The sequence below is a fragment of the Prevotella veroralis genome, assembly GCF_018127765.1.
Classification (GTDB): domain Bacteria; phylum Bacteroidota; class Bacteroidia; order Bacteroidales; family Bacteroidaceae; genus Prevotella; species Prevotella veroralis.
The window spans coordinates 133,380-153,257 of the sequence record NZ_CP072331.1 but is presented as its reverse complement, the minus strand read 5'-3'; the positions used below and the strand labels follow the sequence as shown (position 1 = coordinate 153,257).

The window sequence follows — 19,878 nt, the reverse complement described above, 5'->3', positions numbered from 1 at the left end:
TCCTCTATGGCGGAGAAAATTAGAATCAAGGATATTGCAAAGCAAGCTGGTGTGAGTGTCGGAACGGTTGACCGCGTTCTTCATAAGCGTCCGAACGTGTCGAAATCGGCTCTTGAGAGGGTCGAGAAAGCCCTCAAAGAGATGGATTACCAGCCTAATATGTATGCCAGCGCACTGGCTCATAACAAGAGCTACACCTTTTATTGCCTCATACCAAAGCATGCCAGCGAGGCTTACTGGGAAGAGATTGAGATGGGCGCAATGAAGGCCGTCGAACAGAGAAGGGACTTTTCTATTGACATAGTCATCATGTATTACAGTCGACTGAACCCTCAGTCTTTCATCGATACCTATCGGAAATGTCTGGAGAAGAACCCTGATGGCGTTGTTCTCGTACCTACCACGTTGGACTTAACACGCCAGTTTACTGATGAGTTACACGAACGTAACATCCCTTTCATACTCCTCGATTCATATATGCCAAGCCTTCAACCTCTTGCTTTCTTCGGTCAGGACTCTATTCAGAGTGGGCATTTTGCAGCGCGTATGCTCATGCTCTTGGCTCGAAATGAGCGTTCGATCATGCTGATGAAACAAACGAAAGACGGCAAGATGGCGAGTAGGCAGCAGGAAAACAGGGAAGTTGGCTTCCGCAACTACATGGCTAAACACTTCCCGGAGGTGGACATCTTCGATGTAAACTTACCGCTTGACGAGGAGAGAAAACGTTATGATGGAATCTTGGAGAAGTTCTTTACAACCCATCCGGAGGTGCATCACTGCATCACTTTCAACTCAAAAGCGCACATCGTAGGCGAGTTCTTGCTCAAAACAAAGCGTCACGACATACAGATAATGGGCTATGATATTGTGCATAAGAATGCTGACTGCCTCAGAGCAGGGAGTATTTCCTTCCTCATCGCACAGCATGCTTACCAGCAAGGGTTCTTTAGTATCGACACACTCTTCCGTGCCATCGTATTGAAGAAGAAGGTTGAACAAACGAACTACATGCCTATTGACCTCCTTACAAAGGAGAACATTGACTTCTATTTGCGCTCTTGGGATCTGTAAGGGAGAGTATTTTATTAAATTAAAAACAGAATGATCAATCATAAAAAAGGGTTATTAGCACTAAGCCCGTTGCTTGTCTTTATCCTACTTTACTTAGTCACTTCGATCGTATCGGGCGACTTCTACAAGGTACCCATTACTGTTGCTTTTATGGTGGCAAGCATCTTTGCCATCATAATGTCGGGTGGCTACCCTCTTAATAAGCGTATCGAGATATACAGCAAAGGCGCAAGTACGGACAACATGATGATGATGTTGTGGATATTTGTATTAGCGGGAGCATTCGCAAATGCCGCTAAGCAGATGGGAAGTATCGATGCCACGGTCAACATGACACTGTCAGTTCTACCGAGCAATATGCTCCTTGCGGGCTTATTCCTTGCTTCTTGCTTCATTTCGATAAGCATTGGTACGAGCGTGGGAACCATCGTTGCACTCGCACCCATTGCTGCCGGCATAGCCAGCTCGACAGGTTCTTCCATGCCATTTGTCGTTGCTGTGGTCGTTGGAGGTAGTTTCTTTGGCGATAACCTGTCGTTTATCAGTGATACAACGGTCGTTGCTACACGCACACAAGAGTGTAAGATGGCTGATAAGTTTCGTGTTAATTTCTTCATCGTAGCCCCTGCTGCCCTCCTTATCCTTGCTGCTTACGTCTTCTTGGGATGGGATATTCACACATTGGCAGCCACTCCCTCGGTAAGTTACTATAAGATCATACCTTACATGGCGGTGCTTATCTGCGCCGTATTCGGTATGAACGTGATGGCGGTGCTGACCATTGGTCTTGTCCTGACAGGCGTTATTGGCATTGCAGATGGCACCTACGACGTGTACGGATGGCTCTCCAGTATGGGCAACGGAATCACCGGTATGGGCGAGTTAATCATCATTACGATGATGGCGGGCGGTTTGCTTGAGATGATAAGGGCTAATGGTGGTATTGAATACATCATCCGCATCATCACACAGCACGTTAGTAGTAAGCGAGGAGCAGAACTCACGATAGCCTTTCTGGTGTCTCTTGTGGACGTATGTACGGCTAATAACACCGTAGCCATCCTCACCGTGGGAGGTATATCGAAGCAGATTGGCGATAAATACGGCGTTGATAAACGCAAAGCAGCGAGTATTCTCGATACTTTCTCATGTGCTGCGCAGGGCTTAATACCCTATGGGGCGCAGCTCTTAATGGCTGCTGGACTGGCAAAGATAAACCCTGTCAGCATTGTACCTTACTTATATTACCCCTTCTTGATAGGTATTTTTGCCCTCTTATCCATCCTCTTCCGTTATCCAAGGAGGTATTCTTAATGTCAATAATATTCAATCATTATGGACGTCATACAGCGTAACTTCTTCCGTATTCTAAGCTCTGGTGCCTTCGGAACACAGTCGAGTATTGAACCTATGTCACCCTTCAAGTGGCGCAGACTCATGCAGATGGTGGAGGCACAACAGGTTACTTCCATTTTTATTAATGGTATTGCGGCTCACAGCATGGATGAGGGTCTGAACCTCCCGGACGCTATCATTGCCGAACTAAGGACGAAGATGGGGGATAACAAGACGCTGACAGCGAAAGTTCCAAAGGTCGTTCGCCTTAGTAACTCACTGTTGAATAGGAGGTTGAAGAAGCTCATCCACGACGAACTGCATAGTATAGACACCTCCGTTGAGGCTTTGGATATATTGAAGCTCATCGTCGCTAACTCGGATGCAATGCTCAATCGGGGCATGAATCTGGGGGGAATAATCACCATCGGACAGTACTTGAGGATGCGAGGAGACAAGGTGGACTTTGTGAAACTGGACTCTTGGTTGACCCACCTACAGCTTCAGTCGATGGCAGAACTGCAAGGGAACATCCTCATCTCGGTCTTTGGTTTTGAGGAAGATGAGCTTCCGTTCGTCAAGAAATATGATAAGAAAGCCTACGAACTGACGCTTCGTAGCATTTCCGACTTGGCTAAAGACACTGCACAGGAGTGGCATTTCAAACAGAACTCGGCAGGTTTCGTGCGAAACAATGGTGCCGTCTTGCGTCGTAACCTGCGTCGCAGCGTGCGTTATATGGGCTATGCTCCCGTGGAAACCATTAGTAACTTCGCTAACAACTTCGTGCGTAGTCTGTCGGAGATAGAGGAGTAGGAGCATCCAAAAGAAGCCCCTCTTTTAATTCAAAATTCATAATTCAAAATTCAAATTAGAGCCTCTCCCCCAACCCCTCTCCGAATGGAGAGGGGAGTAAACACTACTAATTGCAAACAAAGAGGGCGTTTCTTCGATGTGAGGAGACGCCTTCCTTAATGCAAAGGGACGCCCTTCTCAATTCGAGAAGAGCGTCTCTTCATTTGCTGCTTTATGGCTCGCGCTAACTAGGGATAGCTCCGCTACACAGAAACTATATGATACATCGCATTTAGCAAAGCCTTACTTCAAATAGAAGTAATCATAATTTTGAATTTTGAATTTTGAATTAAAGAAAGGGGCTTGGGGAGGCTTTAAACAGCGTGAAATTGACGCTGCCATAGCTTCGGTGCTCCACAAAATGGGGGTGCGAAGAGAAGTCGTTGTGCTTGCCATGCTCGAAGACAAGGAGCCCATCGGGTGCAAGGAGGTCTTGCGAGAAGATGAGATCGGGAATGGTTGGCAGTTCGGGGAGGGCATAAGGAGGGTCAGCAAAGATGAAATCGAACTGCTGATGACAGCTCTTTATGAATCGGAAGACGTCACCCTTGATCAATACATGTTCATCGGCACCTATCTTCTCCATGCACTGTGCGATGAAACGAGCGTGATCCCTGTCCTTTTCAACACTAACGACTTCCTTGCAGCCACGCGAGAGTAGTTCGAGAGAAATGCTCCCCGTACCCGCAAAGAGATCGAGTGCCACGGTCTCTTCCCAGTCCAGATAGGCATTGATGACATTAAAGATATTCTCCTTAGCAAAGTCTGTTGTAGGTCGTGCCTTGAATGTGCGAGGGATGTCAAAGTGCCTTCCCTTATATTTTCCCGTTATGATTCTCATTCGTTGTGAAGTATTGTTATTTTGTGATGTTGCTGTTTGTTCAATCCAGATAGATGGCTTTGATGTCGTAAGGAATGTCCTTTCTCTCTGCCAAGACATGGTGTTGTGCGAAATCATCTGCCTGATTTACGACCTTATAGAAGCGCAAGTACTTAGCCAGTTCATCGGTGAGCAGCTCTGCTTGTGGCATCTCCCCGATGAGCAAGAGTTCGTCTTGTTGCGCATCCATACCCGTCAGTTTCCATATATATAATAAGTAATAGAGGGCATCGTGGGCGTTGACAATCTTGTAAGTATTGGCAAATCGGAATCTATTCTGCTGAAAACTAAACACTTCCATACGCTTTTCATGGAAATAAGCATATAACTTTCGGCGCACACCAGCGTATGTTCTTCGATAGAGATGCGTCCAGACAGGACACATCAAAGGTTGTATGCGAATGTCTTCGAAGTGGTCATCGATAACGAGTTTCAGGTCTTTATTTATCGAGAAAGCCACCATCACGTTAAGTTCCATCAGTTGATGAGCCAAGACCTCCTCGTTTCCTTTGTGGTGAAAGGTGTGATAATAGAGCGTTTCCACATCCTGCGTCTTATACTCATCCACGGGCATGAGCATAACAGGAGAGTCCATTTGAACCAACACGCGTTTGTATCCACTCTGCAAGAGTTCTGATGTTTTGAGGGCTTCCCGTAGGTTAGCAGCCATGGAGATACCCATATTCATTTCATAAGGTTCGTATGCCAACACACCATTCTCTTGTGGGTCCCCAACCGAGAACGTCATATTACTACGACCAAATCTGACGATTAGTCGCAGCTTCTTATCCGTTATATTATTCTCAATCTCACTCATCCTGAGGTCTACATAATCATTATTAATTTACTTGCAAACTTACACAAATTATTTGATTAACGCCGTTTTGTTCTTGATAAATATCATCTATTCTCCCTTTATAGGCTTCTTTACGAACGATGGAGAGGGCTGATTGGTTAAAAAAGTATAACTTTGCAGCCACTTTTCTGCACTCAAACGGATTATAAATCAGCGTTAATGCTGTCACTGAAAATACATCTTTTCTAAATGGCAATACAATTCTTTGTGATCTTCGGATGCTTGGCATTGGGAGAAATTATCGTATGGGCGACTGGAATAAAGCTGCCGTCCAGTATCATCGGTATGTTATTTCTTACCTTATTCCTTAAGTTGGGATGGGTAAAACTTAGTTGGGTGGAGCACTTATCGGAGCTGCTTATCGCCAACTTGGGCTTCTTCTTCGTTCCACCTGGGGTGGCATTGATTCTCTATCTGGATCTGATTGAGAAGGAGTGGTTCCCTATTGTGACGGCAACTATCGTCAGTACGGTGCTCGTTCTGGTGGTTACTGGACACATGCACCAGCTTGTTATCAAGTTAGAACGTCGAATGATAGCACTCGACCTATTGCATCATCGGGCGCACAGAAGGCAGGCGGAAGAGATGAAGCAGATACTCAAAGAATATGCAGAATACACCGAGGAGGAACAGATTCTCACGACTGAAGCCTTGCAAGGAAAGGATATTATGGATGAAAAGGAGGCTAAGTTATGATTTCAATTGACCAAACCATCGATCAGACGGTGAACCTCATTCAGGACGGACGAGACATCTTCTCTAATCAATATGTCATCCTGACGCTCACCTGCGGGACGTTCTTTTTGATTAAGCGATTACAAAAGAAGACAGGCTGGATGCTGTTAAATCCAATCCTCATTGCTATCATTCTTATCATTATATACTTAAAGGTGACGGGTGTTCCCTTTCGAGTGTATAAGCAAGACGCACAGCTCATTGACTTCTGGCTGAAGCCTGCGGTCGTAGCCTTAGGGGTTCCACTTTATTTGCAGTTAGACGCTATCAAACGATTGTGGTTGCCCATTGTTCTGTCGCAGCTAGTGGGCTGTTTGGTCGGAATTGTGAGTGTTGTCACGGTCGCCAAACTATGTGGTGCATCGGATGTTGTCGTGCTGTCAATGGCGAGTAAGTCGGTCACAACCCCTATAGCAATGGAGGTTACGCAGAGCTTGGGAGGTATTCCTTCACTCACAGCTGCCGTTGTTGTCATCACAGGTATTATAGGAGCTTTGGTTGGATTCAAGGCTTTGGCGATAGGACATGTGCGTAGTCCGATAGCTCAGGGACTATCTATGGGCGCTGCTTCTCACGCTGTTGGCGCATCCACGGCGATGGCTTATAGCAGTAAATATGGCGCATTTGCCAGTCTTGGAATTACATTAAATGGTATCTTCACTGCGCTCTTCACCCCTTCTATCTTGCATTTCATCGGGGTTTCGTAAGGGCTGAACGAAATAAAAGAAAGTCTCACTAAGATTTCTATATACGATAGAATTCTTAGTGAGACTTTCTTTTTTTAATGCTTCGAAGGCGTTGCCTCGCCTTAATTCTTCACCTCAACAATCTTCGTTGGGGCTTGTTCTTTATTCCGTCTATTGACTACTGTCACCACAGACTGCGCCAGACTCAAGAACGCCTGACCGGTCACGGTGTCTACTTGAGAGGCTGCCGGTGTACCTTTATCGCCGTTTTCACAAATGCTCTGAACGATTGGTATCTGTGCAAGTAACGGACAGTTGAGCTCTTTCGCAAGGTTCTTACAGCCGTCCTTACCGAAGATATAATACTTATTCTGCGGTAGTTCGGCTGGAGTAAACCATGCCATGTTCTCTACCAAGCCTAAGATTGGAATGTTAACCTTGTCATTTCGGTACATATCAATGCCTTTTCTCGCATCGGCAAGGGCTACACTTTGAGGAGTGGAAACAATCACAGCACCTGTAATTGACAGTGTTTGCATCAGTGTCAAGTGGATATCACTGGTCCCAGGAGGCGTGTCAAGGATGAAATAATCAAGCTCTCCCCAATCGGCATCAGCGATGAGTTGTTTCAAAGCTGACGTCGCCATACCCCCTCGCCACAGCGTTGCTGTATCGGGATTAACGAAGAATCCGATGGAAAGAAGCCGCACGCCATACTTCTCAACAGGCTCTATTAGCTGTCTACCATCCTTCTCAATGCCATACGGACGGACGTTTTCTACACCGAACATCTTAGGCATACTCGGTCCGAAGATATCGGTATCGAGCAATCCAACCTTATACCCCAAGCGGGCTAAAGCGATAGCGAGATTGGCAGAAACGGTGCTCTTGCCAACACCACCCTTACCCGAACTAACGGCGATAATATTCTTCACTTGTGGCAACAACTTGCCTACCTCTGGGCGAGGAGCACTCTTGAACTCGGTTTCGATGGTCACTTCTACGTCCTTCCCCACCGAGTAGTGAATCTGCGCCTCGGCTGCTTTAAGGGTCGACTTGAGGAACGGGTCGGTCTCACGAGGGAATATCAACGTAATCTTTACCTTGTTTCCATTAATACTCGGAGTATCTGCCAACATCTCACTCTCTATGAGATTCTTCTTCGTCCCGGGGTAGATTACCTTCTCCAGGGCGTCTGTTATCAATTTTGGATATAGTGTCATAATCAATTAATTTACTTATTCTTACATTATTGATAATACCTTGTTATAAGCAACGGGTGATATCACAGTAGGGACAGACGCCCTTGTCTGTCCACCTATTTATCCCTTTCAAACACTCCGCTATGCGACGTCCCATCCTTCGAAAGGGGGTGTGGAGACTCCCTCTTAGGCTACCTTTGGCGGACAGACGAGGGCGTCTGTCCCTACTTTGAGGTGGTTTCTTGGTTGGAATACCCCCCCAAGTTAGCTACCGTTAGGCACTCCTCCCCTTTCGGGGAGGCTGGGTGGGGCTTCTAAACGAGGGCGTCTGTCCCTACTCGGTGGCGTTATTTTGATAGGAAACGACTATCTAACTGGTTTCCGCTAGGCACATCCCCTCCTTCGGAGGGGCTTGGGGAGGCCTCCCATTCCTCCATCGCTTTCCTCCAATCAGTCATCTCTCCAGCCTCAATCGCACGCCGTTCTGCCTCAGCCTTATCACGTTCCTTGTCTCGAGCACGCTTCGCCTTCATATCCTCAATAGTAGCATCATCAAGTATTTGGATGGCACCGCGGTCGATAGCCTCATAGAGTTCGGCTTCACCGAAAGCCTTTCCCGGAACGTTGAAGTCGGATATATTAAACTCAAACAACGTCCTAAGATCATGCCGGACGAGCTTTTGTTTCGCCCTGTTCCCCGCATTCTTCAGTCGAAGCAACTTCGCTATGTCTTTAATCTCAGCGTCTGAAAACTTATTCCTACCCATTGTTACGATTACTCTTTGACTTGCGAAGATACTAAAAAGATTATGAAATCGCAAGTTTTCTGCCATGTTTAACGACAGAGATAAAGCCTCACCCCCGTCCCCTCTCCGAATGGAGAGGGGAGTAGATAGTATTGTTTACAAACAAAGAGGGCGTTTCTTCACATCGAAGAGACGCCCTCTTCATGGCAAGGAAACGCCCTCTTCAAAATGAAGAAGGCGTCTCTTTAATTAATGATAATGCCAACCTGTAGGGACAGACGCCCTCGTCTGTCCGCTTTTTTACCCTTTCATGGCATCCCATCAGGCAACATCCCCTCCTAAAGAGGAGATTCGGGAGGCTTTTGGGGGTGTGTTTTGGCGGACAGACGAGGGCGTCTGTCCCTACTTTAAAAGCCTTATTCCCAGCCCCTCTCCTACAGAGAGGAGAGCTAAATACTACTATTATCAACATAACAAGTCACTCGTAACTTGTCTACCCATCAACTCGTCAACTCGAAGTAATCACAATTTTGAATTACACAAGGCTTTTTAAAAATTTCCGTTAATTATCTCCTCAATAAGAGGAAAGTCTTTTTTTTTGTTTACCTTTGTACTTTGATTGAGAATGAAAGATATAATATGACAGATAAAACACCAACAGAAGGGACACACAAAAACCCTTTCTTTCTACCATACGATACACCGCATGAGACGGTGCCATTCGATCGCATTCGCATAGAAGACTATGAGGAAGCTATGATGGAGGGCATTCGTCGTGAGGATGAACAAATAGAGAAGATCGTTAATAACCCTGAAGAACCAACCTTCGAGAATACTATCATACCCGAAGATGATGTACAGGGACGAAAGCATTACTACGATCTGTTGAATCGTGTGGAGGCTGTTTTCTTTAATATGCTAAGTGCTGAAACGAACGATGAGATGGATGCTCTGGCACAGAAGATGAGCCCTATTCTCACGAAGCATAGCAATGATGTGAGTCTGAACCCTAAGGTGTTCGAACGGATCAAACGCGTGCATGAGCACCATCGGGAGCTGACACCAGAGGAAGCCAGACTACTGGAGAATAGCTATGACGGCTTTGTTCGTAGTGGTGCGTTGCTCGATGAGGATGGAAAAAACCGCCTCCGCCAACTCACCGAAGAGGCTTCTATGCTCTCATTGCAGTTCTCTCAGAACCTTCTTAAGGAGAATAAGGCTTACACCTTACATATTATTAACGAGCAGCAACTCGATGGTTTACCTGATACGGCACGTGAGGCAGCACGCGAAGCAGCCAAAGAACGCGAGCTTGAAGGGTGGGTGTTCACACTCGATGCACCGAGTTATGGACCATTCATGATGTACAGTACGCAAAGAGACTTGCGTCAGGAATTATACATGGCACGCAATACTCTGTGCATAAAGGACAATGATACGAATAATCTTGAGGTCTGCAAGCGGCTCGTGAACCTACGTCGTGAGATGGCACAGTTGCTTGGTTACGATACATACGCTGATTATGTCATGAAATATCGCATGGCTTCTTCGGTGGAAAATGTATATAAACTGCTTAACGATCTCATAACAGCCTATAAGCCTACTGCACTATCTGAACATGCGGAAGTAGAGGCTTTGGCAAAGGAAATGGAGGGCGATGACTTCAAGATGGAGCCATGGGATGCAGCTTATTATACGCATAAGCTGAAGATGAAGAAGTATGATCTCGACCCCGAGATGTTACGTCCCTACTTTGAAGTAAATAATGTCATTAAAGGTGTATTCGGGCTTGCCACTCGCCTTTATGGTATTACTTTCAAGGAGAATAAGGCAATTCCTGTGTATCATCCAGACGTTAAACCATACGAAGTCTACGACAAGGACGGCAGCTACTTAGCGGTTCTCTACGTTGATTTCTACCCTCGTAAAGGCAAGAGGGATGGTGCTTGGATGACCGAATTCCAGGGTCAGTGGATCGATAAAGACGGCAAGAACGTGCGCCCGCATGCGTCTTTAGTGATGAATCTATCTAAGCCAACGGAGGACAAACCAGCGTTACTTCGATTGGGAGAGGTCGAGACTTTCCTGCATGAGTTTGGGCATTCTCTACATGGAATGTTCGCTAACACGCGCTTTGAAAGCATGTCTGGTACCAACGTTTGGTGGGACTTTGTGGAGCTACCCTCGCAATTCATGGAGAACTTCGCAGTAGAGAAAGAGTTCTTAAAGACCTTTGCCTTCCATTATCAAACAGGTGAACCGATGCCCGATGAACTGATTGACAAGATCGTTGCCAGTCGTAACTTCGGTGCTGCAACAGCCTGTTTAAGACAGGTGGCATTCGGTTTGCTCGATATGGCGTACTACACACAAAAGGATGAGTTTACCGATGATATCATTCCTTTCGAGAAGCAGGCTTGGGCAAAGGCGATTATCGGTGAACAACGCAAAGACACGTGTATGACGGTGCAATTCTCGCATATCATGGCGGGAGGATACGCTGCCGGATACTATAGCTACAAGTGGGCTGAGGTACTGGATGCCGATGCATTCAGTGTGTTCAAACACGAAGGAATCTTCAACCAAAGCACTGCGCAACGTTTCCGCGACAATATTCTCTCTCGCGGAGGGACGGAACATCCAATGGAACTCTATAAGCGTTTCCGCGGTCAAGAACCAACGATAAAGGCGCTGATGGAGCGTGATGGCATTAAAAACAACAAGCAGCTCGAGGCATGAACACCAAGCAATCTCTTCTTGACTACCGTTATCTACGGATGGCGAGGATATGGGCGGAGAACTCATACTGCCGTCGGCGACAGGTCGGGGCATTAGTGGTTAAGGACAAGATGATCATTAGTGACGGGTACAATGGTACGCCAAGTGGATTCGAAAACATCTGTGAGGACGAGTCTGGAACAACGTTTCCTTACGTCTTGCATGCCGAGGCCAACGCTATCACGAAACTGGCAAGAAGCAGTAATAACAGTGATGGTGCAACACTTTACGTGACGGCTTCTCCATGTATTGAATGCTCTAAACTGATTATCCAAGCAGGCATCCGTCGGGTCGTATATGCCGAGAAGTACCGTCTAACTGATGGTGTCGACTTGCTGGAGAAGGCTGGTGTAAAGGTTGAATATAAGGCTTTGGAAGACAGACAGGACTAATATAATAAGGTGTAGGAATGCCCGTTGACAATTTAAATGTTTATGAATCAAGATAGAAAAAATCGTTTCGTTCCATTGTTGATGGCTGCTTCAGTAGTCGTCGGAATCCTCATTGGCACCTTTTATGCCAATCACTTCTCGGGTAACCGATTGAACATCATCAACAGTGGAAGCAACCGATTGAACAACTTACTACATATTATTGACGATCAATATGTCGATTCGGTCAACATCGACGAACTGGTCGAAAAGGCTATACCAGAGATCCTTTCAGAGCTTGATCCACACTCTGTTTACATCAGTGCAAAGGATGTTCAAGCTGCTACAGATGACTTAAAAGGATCGTTCTCGGGCGTTGGCATTGAGTTTATCATACGTAACGACACATTGAGAGTACAGAACGTTATCAAGAATGGACCAGCCGACAAGGCAGGCATTCTGGCTGGTGATAAGGTCGTGAGTATCGGTGGTAAGCCCTTCGTGGGGAAGTCGGCTACGAACGAAGAAGCCATGCGCAGGCTCAAAGGACCTAAAGACTCTAAGGTCAAGATAGGCATTTTGCGCTATGGAGATCATCAACCGAGAGTGTTCACAGTAACGCGTGGTGACATCTCAGTTAAGAGTATTTCAGCAGCTTACATGTTGAATGACTCCACTGGATATATACGTGTTAAGAACTTCGGCGAACGCACTTATGCGGAGATGCTTGCCGCTCTGCAGTCATTGAATATACAAGGAGCTAAGCAGCTGGTAATCGACCTTCGCGACAATGGAGGGGGCATTCTTGATGCCGCCGTACAAATGGCTAATGAGTTCCTACCGAAGAATAGGCTCATTGTATATACACAAGGAAGGAAGAGCCCAAGGGTTGATTACCGCAGTGATGGGCGTGGAAGCTATCAGCATATACCAATGGTTGTACTCACAAACGAGAACTCTGCGTCCGCAGCAGAGATCTTCGCGGGGGCAATGCAGGACAATGATCGAGCCTTGATAGTGGGTCGCAGGTCGTTTGGAAAGGGTCTTGTACAACAGCAAATACAGTTCCCTGATGGCAGCATGATACGCCTTACAATAGCAAGATACTACACTCCGTCAGGCAGATGCATACAGAAACCATTCAAGCCAGGCGATAACATCGACTATGAGAACGACATCCTCACACGTTACAAGAATGGGGAATTCTTCTCACAGGATAGTATCAAGCATAAAGGACCAGCCTATCACACTCATAACGGGCGCACTGTTTATGGTGGAGGAGGCATTACGCCTGATATATTCGTGCCCGAGGACACATCGAAGGTGACGTCTTATTTCAAAGAAGCGGTGCTTAGTGGACTGATGATGCAGTATTGCTTCAATTACACGGACAAGTATCGTAAGAAGTTAAGTACCTACACCGAGATGCGCCCACTGGCTGCTTATCTGGGCAAGCAGAACCTTGTCAGCGATTTTGCTAACTATGCCGACCGCAACGGGCTACGCCGTCGTAACCTCATGATCATGCGTTCGCACACCCTACTGGAGGATTACCTCAACAGTAGAATCATCTATAATATCCTTGACGAGCAGGCTCTTTACGAGTATGCTAACCTCACGGACGAAACCGTAAAGCGGGCTTTAAGCGTCTTCAAGATGCCCCAGAGCCTTCTTCTAAAACCTCAAACTCATGCACGGGATACGTCTGTTTCGCACAGACAAGCCCGTCCTAATGTAAGAAAATAATGACATACAACCTGTCTCCCAACCCATCCTCTCCCACATGGGAAGAGGACGTTAGGGGGAAAACGAAGCCTGAGTTACGCCGTTATGTACGACTGCTCAAACAGCAGTTTACGGCTGAAGAACTCACAGAACAGTCACACCTCATTATAAATAAGGTGCAGGCTCATCCGCAATTAAGGGTTGCTAATACCATTTTCTTATATACCTCAATGCCCGACGAAGTCAACACACACGGGCTTATTCAGCAACTCTACGATGACGGGAAGCGCATACTGCTCCCCGTAGTAGTGAGTCCGACGGAGATGGAACTGCGTCTCTTTCGGGGATGGGAAGCAATGGAATGCAGTTCATTTGGAATCATGGAACCCACTGGTAACTACTTCGATGATTATGAAAGCATTGAATTTGCCCTTATTCCGGGCATGGCTTTCGATGCTGAATGTAATCGCCTCGGACGTGGAAGAGGCTATTACGATCGCTTCCTACCGCTGATAAGCCGTGCTTATAAGCTCGCTGTCTGCTTCTCCTTTCAGTTCTTTGCACACATCCCAACAGAAACAACGGACTTAAAAGTGGATGAGGTTCTGACGGGAGAGGCATTCTAAGCGATGCTAACATTGGGCTTTTCGACTACAAAGTAGTGGCTTCTATTATTTAAAACATTATTTAACCAAAAGCCAAAAGGATTTAACATCCTTAGGTAACAAATGTTATCTCAAGCGCAACTAACGATGAGTACCTTTGCAGCAGATGAATTTTAAGCAGTAACAAGTTATGGTTAACAAGATGAAAGACTATCTCCCAGAGATAGAAATGGATAAGATGAAGACGCTTCTTGACGTTGAGGAGCGTTACGAAACAGGTAAGATAACACTCGAGGAAGCACGTGAAATCATGCGAACAAAGGTGGGGAAGATTCGCCCCTATCACATTGCTTACATGGAGCAAACGCTTAAAGATGGTGCAGAAGATGAGTGTGTACGTGTGGATATGCGCAAGGTGAACGAGCTACTGGAGGGCTTCATGGACACGAGCCGACCAGAGTTACCAGCCGACCATCCGCTTACACATTATTATAAAGAGAATGATGAGATGCGCAAACTGCTGCTCGCTGCGGAGGACTTGGTGCAATATCCCGTCATAAAGAACCAATGGCTCGAATTGTACGATCAGTTCCGTCAATACCCAAAGCACTATCATCGCAAGCAAAACCAGCTCTATCCGCTATTGGAGAAGAAAGGTTTTGATCGCCCAACAACAACGATGTGGAACTTTGATGACATCGTTCGGGATGAGATCAAACGCTGTTATCAACTCCTCGAAGACGGTAAGGACGATGAGTTTATAGCTGCTCAAAAGGAGATGATAGCCCTTGCGCGCGACCTTATGGATAAGGAGGAACGCATCCTCTACCCCACTTCCTTGGCATTAATCAGCCCTGCCGAATTTGAGGATATGAAGTCAGGAGATCAAGAGATAGGCTTTGCTTTCTTCGATGTTAAGCATGAAGAAACGCCCAAGACTGCCACAACGTCCACCGCTGATGATAGTTCGTTTGCGGCTGACGTACAGGCTCTTTTGAAGAAACATGGCTATTCCGTTGGCAGCGACCAAGAGTTAGACGTGACTACAGGAAAGCTCACTTTGGAGCAAATCAACCTTATTTATAAGCACTTACCAGTAGACATCTCTTTCGTTGATGAGCATGAATTGGTGAAGTTCTATTCGGACACTGACCATCGAATATTCCCTCGTTCGAAGAATGTCATTGGTCGCGAGGTCTCTAACTGTCACCCTCGCAAGAGTGTGCATATCGTTAAGGAGATTGTCGAGAAGTTCCGTAATGGGGAGCAGGATAAGGCTGAATTTTGGATTAACAAGCCTGAGGTGTTCCTCTACATCGTCTATTTTGCAGTGCACGATGACGCCGGTAACTTCCGCGGTGTACTCGAAATGATGCAGGATTGTACGCATATTCGTTCGCTAACAGGCTCGCAAACACTACTTACATGGGCTAATCAGGAGCAGACATCACCCACTGGTAACAAAAAGGGAAACACCCCCAACGCTCCTGATAAAAGCCCAAATTTAACCGAAGAGACGGCAAAGAAACCTATTGCCATCACTTCCGAGACGCAGCTGAAAGACCTTTTTGCAGCTTATCCGACACTGAAGAAGGAACTTGCAGCACGTTACACCCCTTTCAAAATGCTAAATTCTCCACTCGGAAAGCTCATCCTCAAGAAGGCTACCATCGCCTCCGCTGGTGAGCGTTCAGGCTTAGGTGAGGAGAAGCTCATCGCTATGATCAAGGAGATTGTTGGGTAAGAAGGGAGAAAAGGAAGCCTAGCAAAACCTCACAACCAGCCTCATCACATCCCATCTACAGCCTCTCCCCCGTCCCCTCTCCGAATGTTAAACCCCACCCAGCCTCCCCCAAGGGGAGGAGTGCCTAATGATAACCTATTTGGATGGTTCTTTCTATCCAAAGGAATGCCACGCAGTAGGGACAGACGCCCTCGTCTGTCCGCATAAGGGAGGTTGCTTGTAATGTAAGGTGGAATGTTGGAGCGGACAGACGAGGGCGTCTGTCCCTACTTTGTGGTAATCTATTGCACAGAACAAACAACCCGTTTACTTGTCAACCAGTCCACTCGTCAACTCTACCTAATCATAATTTTGAATTGTGAACTTTGAATTTTGAATTAAAGAAAAGCCCGTCCCAACCAACTTCCGTTAGGCACTCCTCCCCTTCGGGGAGGTTGGGTGGGGTTTTAGGGGGAACTTAGGTAAGGTGATAGGAGGGGCTGACTGGGCTTCAACTGTCAGTAAAATTTGGTAGTATCAGTTGTTATTTGTATCTTTGCACGTATTTAGAAAATAAGCAAAATAACATAGATAATATGGCAAAGAGATTCGCCGAGCACAAGGGGCTTGACCTTGTTAAAACAAACCAAGACATGTTGAAGGAGTGGGAGAAGCATGACATCTTCCACAAGAGTATTGACGAACGAGAGGGAGAACCGCAGTTTATCTTCTTTGAAGGACCTCCTTCGGCTAACGGACATCCGGGTATTCACCATGTTCTTGCACGTTCCATCAAGGATACCTTCAACCGTTATAAGACCATGCAAGGCTATCAGGTGCGCCGCAAAGCAGGCTGGGATACACACGGACTACCCGTTGAGTTAGGTGTTGAAAAGGAGCTTGGTATCACCAAAAAGGACATCGACAACCATAGCTCGGAACGCTATATTTCAACTGAAGACTATAATCATAAGTGTCGTGAGAACGTAATGAAGTTCACTGCAGAGTGGCGACAGGTTACGGAAGAGATGGGCTACTTTGTAGACATGGAACACCCTTATATCACTTACGACAACAAATATATTGAAACCTTATGGTGGCTCTTGAAGCAGCTTTATAATAAAGGGTTACTCTATAAGGGATATACTATCCAACCTTATTCCCCAGCTGCTGGTACGGGCTTGTCAAGCCATGAGTTGAATCAACCGGGCTGTTATCGCGATGTCAAGGACACCACGGTTACGGCGCAATTTGCTATCCCCGAAGAAGATTGGAAGGCATTGGCTGAGAAGGCAAACTTACCTCAGTCGACTTGGGGTAAACCTTGTTTCGTTGCATGGACAACCACTCCTTGGACCTTACCATCTAATGTTGCGTTGTGCGTCGGACCGAAGATTGAATATGTTATCATCGAGACTTACAACCCTTACGATGCGCAGAAAGTAACCTTGGTAATGGCTGGCAGTCGTGTAGCTGCCTATCTGAAACCAGAAGGCGAGATAACTGATGGAGGCGAATTACCTGCTTTCGAGCGTGGCGACAAGTATGTTCCTTATCGTGTCGTAGGGCATGTGATGGGTACAGAACTTGAGGGTTTGCATTACAAACAGCTCATGCCTTGGGTGAAGCCAGTGGAGAAGACAGGCGAATTTGCGCCTCAATTCGTGAACAACTATGCGGCTGCTCACCCTGAGAAGGTGTTCAAGAGTGAGGAAGGACGCGATCAGTTCGTTGAGATGGAGAGCGAGGCTTTCCGTATTATCCTCGGTGATTACGTTACGACGGAAGATGGTACTGGTATCGTGCATATCGCTCCTACCTTCGGTGCTGACGATGCTAAGGTGGCAAAGGATGCGAATATTCCTGCGCTATATCTTATCTCAAAGAAAGGCGAAACACGCCCTATGGTCGACCTCCAAGGTAAGTATTACACCCTTGATGAGCTGGATAAGAACTTCATCAAATCGTGCGTCAATAAGGAAGCATACGCCCATCATGCTGGCGATTACGTAAAGAATTCATACGACCCACGCTTTAATCCAAATGGAGTATGGGACAAGAAAGCCTCTGAAAAGGCTGAAGATCTGAACATCATCATCTGTATGGAGATGAAGCAGGAAGGCTCTGCTTTCAACATCCAAAAGCATGTTCACAACTATCCACACTGCTGGCGTACAGACAAGCCTATCCTTTATTACCCGTTAGATAGCTGGTTTATCAAGGATACGGCACGCAAGGCTCGCATGGTGGAACTCAATAAGACGATACACTGGCAACCGGCATCTACGGGTACAGGAAGGTTCGGTAACTGGCTTGAGAACTTGAATGATTGGAACCTAAGTAGGTCTCGTTTCTGGGGTACACCATTACCTATCTGGCGTGATGAGAACCATGGCGAGAAGTGCATTGGGTCAGTAGAAGAACTCTACAATGAGATAGAGAAGGCAGTTGCAGCAGGTGTCATGGAGAAGAATCCACTGAAGGAAGCAGGCTTCGTAGTGGGTGATTATAGCAAAGAGAACTATGATAAGATCGATCTCCATCGCCCTTATGTGGATGACATCGTACTTGTTAACGACGAGGGTAAGCCTATGCACCGTGAGAGCGACTTGATTGATGTATGGTTTGATAGTGGTTCTATGCCATACGCACAGTTGCATTATCCATTCGAAGGAGAGATTAATTCTGATGGTCTCAAGGCTACGGGTATGAGCGAGGCAGCTTATCGTGATGCCTTGATACACTCTACCTACGAGGGAATAGCTGTACCTCCTGCATTCTTCCCAGCCGACTTCATCAATGAAGGAGTTGACCAAACGCGTGGTTGGTTCTTCACTCTTCATGCCATAGCAACCATGGTCTTCGACTCAGTTGCATTTAAGAATGTGATCTCAACAGGGCTTGTCTTGGATGCAAAAGGTAATAAGATGAGTAAGCATGTAGGCAATGTTACCGATCCATTTGAGATGCTTCATAAGTACGGAGCAGACCCTGTTCGCTTCTACATGATGACCAATAGCGAGCCTTGGGATAACCTGAAATTCGATCCAGAGGGCGTTGATGAATGTAGACGTAAGTTCTTCGGCACCTTATATAATACGTATAGCTTCTTCGCTCTATACGCTAACGTCGATGGTTACGAGCCAACAAACTGCAAGGCTATTAAGGCTGACGCACCAGAGATCGACCGCTGGATTATCTCTAAGCTGAACTCTTTGATTAAAGGTGTTACAGCCGAGTTAGAAGACTTCGACCCAACACGTGCAGGTCGACTCATCGACTCTTTCGTTAATAACGACCTCAGTAACTGGTACGTCCGACTGAATCGTAAACGCTTCTGGGGCAAAGAGATGAGTGCAGACAAGCAGAGTGCGTATGACACCTTATATACTTGCTTGATGACAGTAGCACGTCTCTTGGCTCCGTTCGCACCATTCTATGCGGATCAACTGTATAGAGATTTGGGCGGAGAATGTGAGAGTATTCACTTGGATCGTTGGTCTGTTGCTGACGAGGCAGTCATCGATACTGACCTTGAAGCACGTATGGACATGGCTCAACGCATTACTTCTATGGTCTTGGCATTGCGTCGTAAGGTCAATATAAAGGTTCGCCAACCATTAGCACAGATAATGATTCCAGCCATAGACAGCACTCAGAAGAAGCATATAGAGGCTGTTGCTGATCTTATTAAGCATGAGGTGAATGTGAAGGAACTCTCTTTTGTTGAGGGACAAGGTATCTTGGTAAAGAAAGTAAAGTGCAACTTCCGTGTCATGGGCAAGAAGTTTGGTAAGCTGATGAAGCTCGTTGCAGCACGTATGGATACACTGTCTCAAGATGAGATAGCTGCTTTGGAGACTACTGGTGAGTTCAACTTCGAATTGGAAGGACAGCCTATCAAGGTCGAAGCAGCCGATGTTGACATCATATCAGAGGACATTCCGGGCTGGTTAGTGAGCAATGAAGGCAACCTAACTGTGGCACTTGAGGTGGAACTAACCGATGAGTTGCGTCGCGAGGGAATGGCTCGTGAGTTGATCAACCGCATCCAGAACCTCCGTAAAGAGGCTGGGCTCGAGATCACCGACCGCATTTCTGTTATCATCGAACCTAATGAGGAAGCCGCGAAGGCAGTAGAGTCTTTCGGTGAACTAATCAAGACACAAGTATTAGCTAACGCCATTTCACTGGCTAAAAACGCTGGTACAGAGGTTGAATTCGACGACTTTAAACTTCATATAGACATCCAAAAAGACTAAAAAACATAGTGGGGTGCACCCTTACGGATGCCCAGAAGTCTGACG

At 46.4% G+C, this 19,878-nt stretch carries 16 protein-coding genes; 11 read left to right on the top strand and 5 right to left on the bottom strand.

Annotated elements, in window-relative coordinates; translation table 11 throughout:
- Window positions 1-6 precede the first annotated feature (6 nt).
- The 3 genes from J5A55_RS08805 to J5A55_RS08795 are packed head-to-tail and all read left to right on the top strand — an operon-like array spanning window position 7 to window position 3,225.
- Window positions 7-1,074, top strand: a complete 1,068-nt coding sequence (locus J5A55_RS08805; protein ID WP_004383195.1) for a LacI family DNA-binding transcriptional regulator — start codon at window positions 7-9, stop codon at window positions 1,072-1,074.
- 30 nt (window positions 1,075-1,104) lie between these two features.
- The gene (locus tag J5A55_RS08800) at window positions 1,105-2,388 is read left to right on the top strand and encodes a Na+/H+ antiporter NhaC family protein (RefSeq protein ID WP_004383196.1); all 1,284 of its coding nucleotides are present in this window, start codon (window positions 1,105-1,107) and stop codon (window positions 2,386-2,388) included.
- 21 nt (window positions 2,389-2,409) lie between these two features.
- Complete coding sequence (locus J5A55_RS08795; RefSeq protein ID WP_004383197.1) at window positions 2,410-3,225, top strand: hypothetical protein; 816 nt, start codon at window positions 2,410-2,412, stop codon at window positions 3,223-3,225.
- Window positions 3,226-3,553: 328 nt separating this feature from the next.
- Here J5A55_RS08795 and rsmD read toward each other — a convergent pair whose 3' ends face one another.
- From rsmD to J5A55_RS08780, 3 genes are read right to left on the bottom strand one after another with little or no spacing between them, the layout of a single operon-like run.
- Window positions 3,554-4,204, bottom strand: coding sequence for a 16S rRNA (guanine(966)-N(2))-methyltransferase RsmD (gene rsmD, locus J5A55_RS08790; protein ID WP_262502358.1), 651 nt, complete (start codon window positions 4,202-4,204; stop codon window positions 3,554-3,556).
- Window positions 4,146-4,961, bottom strand: coding sequence for a DUF3822 family protein (locus tag J5A55_RS08785; protein WP_004383199.1), 816 nt, complete (start codon window positions 4,959-4,961; stop codon window positions 4,146-4,148). The genes rsmD and J5A55_RS08785 overlap by 59 nt, the downstream gene beginning before the upstream one ends.
- A gap of 22 nt (window positions 4,962-4,983) precedes the next feature.
- Window positions 4,984-5,169: a hypothetical protein gene (locus J5A55_RS08780; protein WP_004383200.1), complete on the bottom strand. Its 186-nt coding sequence runs from the start codon at window positions 5,167-5,169 to the stop codon at window positions 4,984-4,986.
- A gap of 20 nt (window positions 5,170-5,189) precedes the next feature.
- On the opposite strand from J5A55_RS08780, the gene J5A55_RS08775 reads away from it, so the two are divergent.
- Window positions 5,190-5,696, top strand: coding sequence for a CidA/LrgA family protein (locus J5A55_RS08775; protein WP_004383201.1), 507 nt, complete (start codon window positions 5,190-5,192; stop codon window positions 5,694-5,696).
- Window positions 5,693-6,442: an LrgB family protein gene (locus tag J5A55_RS08770; RefSeq protein WP_004383202.1), complete on the top strand. Its 750-nt coding sequence runs from the start codon at window positions 5,693-5,695 to the stop codon at window positions 6,440-6,442. The genes J5A55_RS08775 and J5A55_RS08770 overlap by 4 nt, the downstream gene beginning before the upstream one ends.
- A 101-nt stretch (window positions 6,443-6,543) precedes the next feature.
- Here J5A55_RS08770 and J5A55_RS08765 read toward each other — a convergent pair whose 3' ends face one another.
- The gene (locus J5A55_RS08765) at window positions 6,544-7,644 is read right to left on the bottom strand and encodes an Mrp/NBP35 family ATP-binding protein (RefSeq protein ID WP_004383203.1); all 1,101 of its coding nucleotides are present in this window, start codon (window positions 7,642-7,644) and stop codon (window positions 6,544-6,546) included.
- A gap of 326 nt (window positions 7,645-7,970) precedes the next feature.
- Window positions 7,971-8,390 carry a hypothetical protein gene (locus J5A55_RS08760; protein WP_234396069.1) on the bottom strand — a complete coding sequence of 140 codons (420 nt, stop codon included), beginning with the start codon at window positions 8,388-8,390 and terminating at the stop codon, window positions 7,971-7,973.
- 618 nt (window positions 8,391-9,008) lie between these two features.
- On the opposite strand from J5A55_RS08760, the gene J5A55_RS08755 reads away from it, so the two are divergent.
- From J5A55_RS08755 to ileS, 6 genes are all read left to right on the top strand, one after another.
- Window positions 9,009-11,108, top strand: a complete 2,100-nt coding sequence (locus J5A55_RS08755) for a M3 family metallopeptidase (RefSeq protein ID WP_004383208.1) — start codon at window positions 9,009-9,011, stop codon at window positions 11,106-11,108.
- Window positions 11,105-11,539 carry a deoxycytidylate deaminase gene (locus J5A55_RS08750; RefSeq protein WP_004383209.1) on the top strand — a complete coding sequence of 145 codons (435 nt, stop codon included), beginning with the start codon at window positions 11,105-11,107 and terminating at the stop codon, window positions 11,537-11,539. The genes J5A55_RS08755 and J5A55_RS08750 overlap by 4 nt, the downstream gene beginning before the upstream one ends.
- A gap of 42 nt (window positions 11,540-11,581) precedes the next feature.
- On the top strand, window positions 11,582-13,264 hold the full coding sequence (locus J5A55_RS08745; RefSeq protein WP_039851241.1) for a S41 family peptidase: 1,683 nt from the start codon (window positions 11,582-11,584) through the stop codon (window positions 13,262-13,264).
- On the top strand, window positions 13,264-13,869 hold the full coding sequence (locus tag J5A55_RS08740) for a 5-formyltetrahydrofolate cyclo-ligase (protein WP_004383211.1): 606 nt from the start codon (window positions 13,264-13,266) through the stop codon (window positions 13,867-13,869). The genes J5A55_RS08745 and J5A55_RS08740 overlap by 1 nt, the downstream gene beginning before the upstream one ends.
- Before the next feature lie 169 nt (window positions 13,870-14,038).
- Entirely contained in the window at window positions 14,039-15,592 is a 1,554-nt protein-coding gene (locus tag J5A55_RS08735; protein WP_004383212.1) for a DUF438 domain-containing protein, read from the top strand.
- 575 nt (window positions 15,593-16,167) lie between these two features.
- Window positions 16,168-19,833, top strand: a complete 3,666-nt coding sequence (gene ileS, locus J5A55_RS08730; RefSeq protein WP_004383214.1) for an isoleucine--tRNA ligase — start codon at window positions 16,168-16,170, stop codon at window positions 19,831-19,833.
- The last annotated feature ends 45 nt before the right edge of the window (window positions 19,834-19,878 follow it).

Bases quoted from the DNA above. Each gene is read 5' to 3' on its own strand.
- J5A55_RS08805 (WP_004383195.1), top strand. From the start codon at position 7: ATGGCGGAGAAAATTAGAATCAAGGATATTGCAAAGCAAGCTGGTGTG.
- J5A55_RS08800 (WP_004383196.1), top strand. From the start codon at position 1,105: ATGATCAATCATAAAAAAGGGTTATTAGCACTAAGCCCGTTGCTTGTC.
- J5A55_RS08795 (WP_004383197.1), top strand. From the start codon at position 2,410: ATGGACGTCATACAGCGTAACTTCTTCCGTATTCTAAGCTCTGGTGCC.
- rsmD (WP_262502358.1), bottom strand. From the start codon at position 4,204: ATGTCTTGGCAGAGAGAAAGGACATTCCTTACGACATCAAAGCCATCT.
- J5A55_RS08785 (WP_004383199.1), bottom strand. From the start codon at position 4,961: ATGAGTGAGATTGAGAATAATATAACGGATAAGAAGCTGCGACTAATC.
- J5A55_RS08775 (WP_004383201.1), top strand. From the start codon at position 5,190: ATGGCAATACAATTCTTTGTGATCTTCGGATGCTTGGCATTGGGAGAA.
- J5A55_RS08770 (WP_004383202.1), top strand. From the start codon at position 5,693: ATGATTTCAATTGACCAAACCATCGATCAGACGGTGAACCTCATTCAG.
- J5A55_RS08765 (WP_004383203.1), bottom strand. From the start codon at position 7,644: ATGACACTATATCCAAAATTGATAACAGACGCCCTGGAGAAGGTAATC.
- J5A55_RS08760 (WP_234396069.1), bottom strand. From the start codon at position 8,390: ATGGGTAGGAATAAGTTTTCAGACGCTGAGATTAAAGACATAGCGAAG.
- J5A55_RS08755 (WP_004383208.1), top strand. From the start codon at position 9,009: ATGACAGATAAAACACCAACAGAAGGGACACACAAAAACCCTTTCTTT.
- J5A55_RS08750 (WP_004383209.1), top strand. From the start codon at position 11,105: ATGAACACCAAGCAATCTCTTCTTGACTACCGTTATCTACGGATGGCG.
- J5A55_RS08745 (WP_039851241.1), top strand. From the start codon at position 11,582: ATGAATCAAGATAGAAAAAATCGTTTCGTTCCATTGTTGATGGCTGCT.
- J5A55_RS08740 (WP_004383211.1), top strand. From the start codon at position 13,264: ATGACATACAACCTGTCTCCCAACCCATCCTCTCCCACATGGGAAGAG.
- J5A55_RS08735 (WP_004383212.1), top strand. From the start codon at position 14,039: ATGGTTAACAAGATGAAAGACTATCTCCCAGAGATAGAAATGGATAAG.
- ileS (WP_004383214.1), top strand. From the start codon at position 16,168: ATGGCAAAGAGATTCGCCGAGCACAAGGGGCTTGACCTTGTTAAAACA.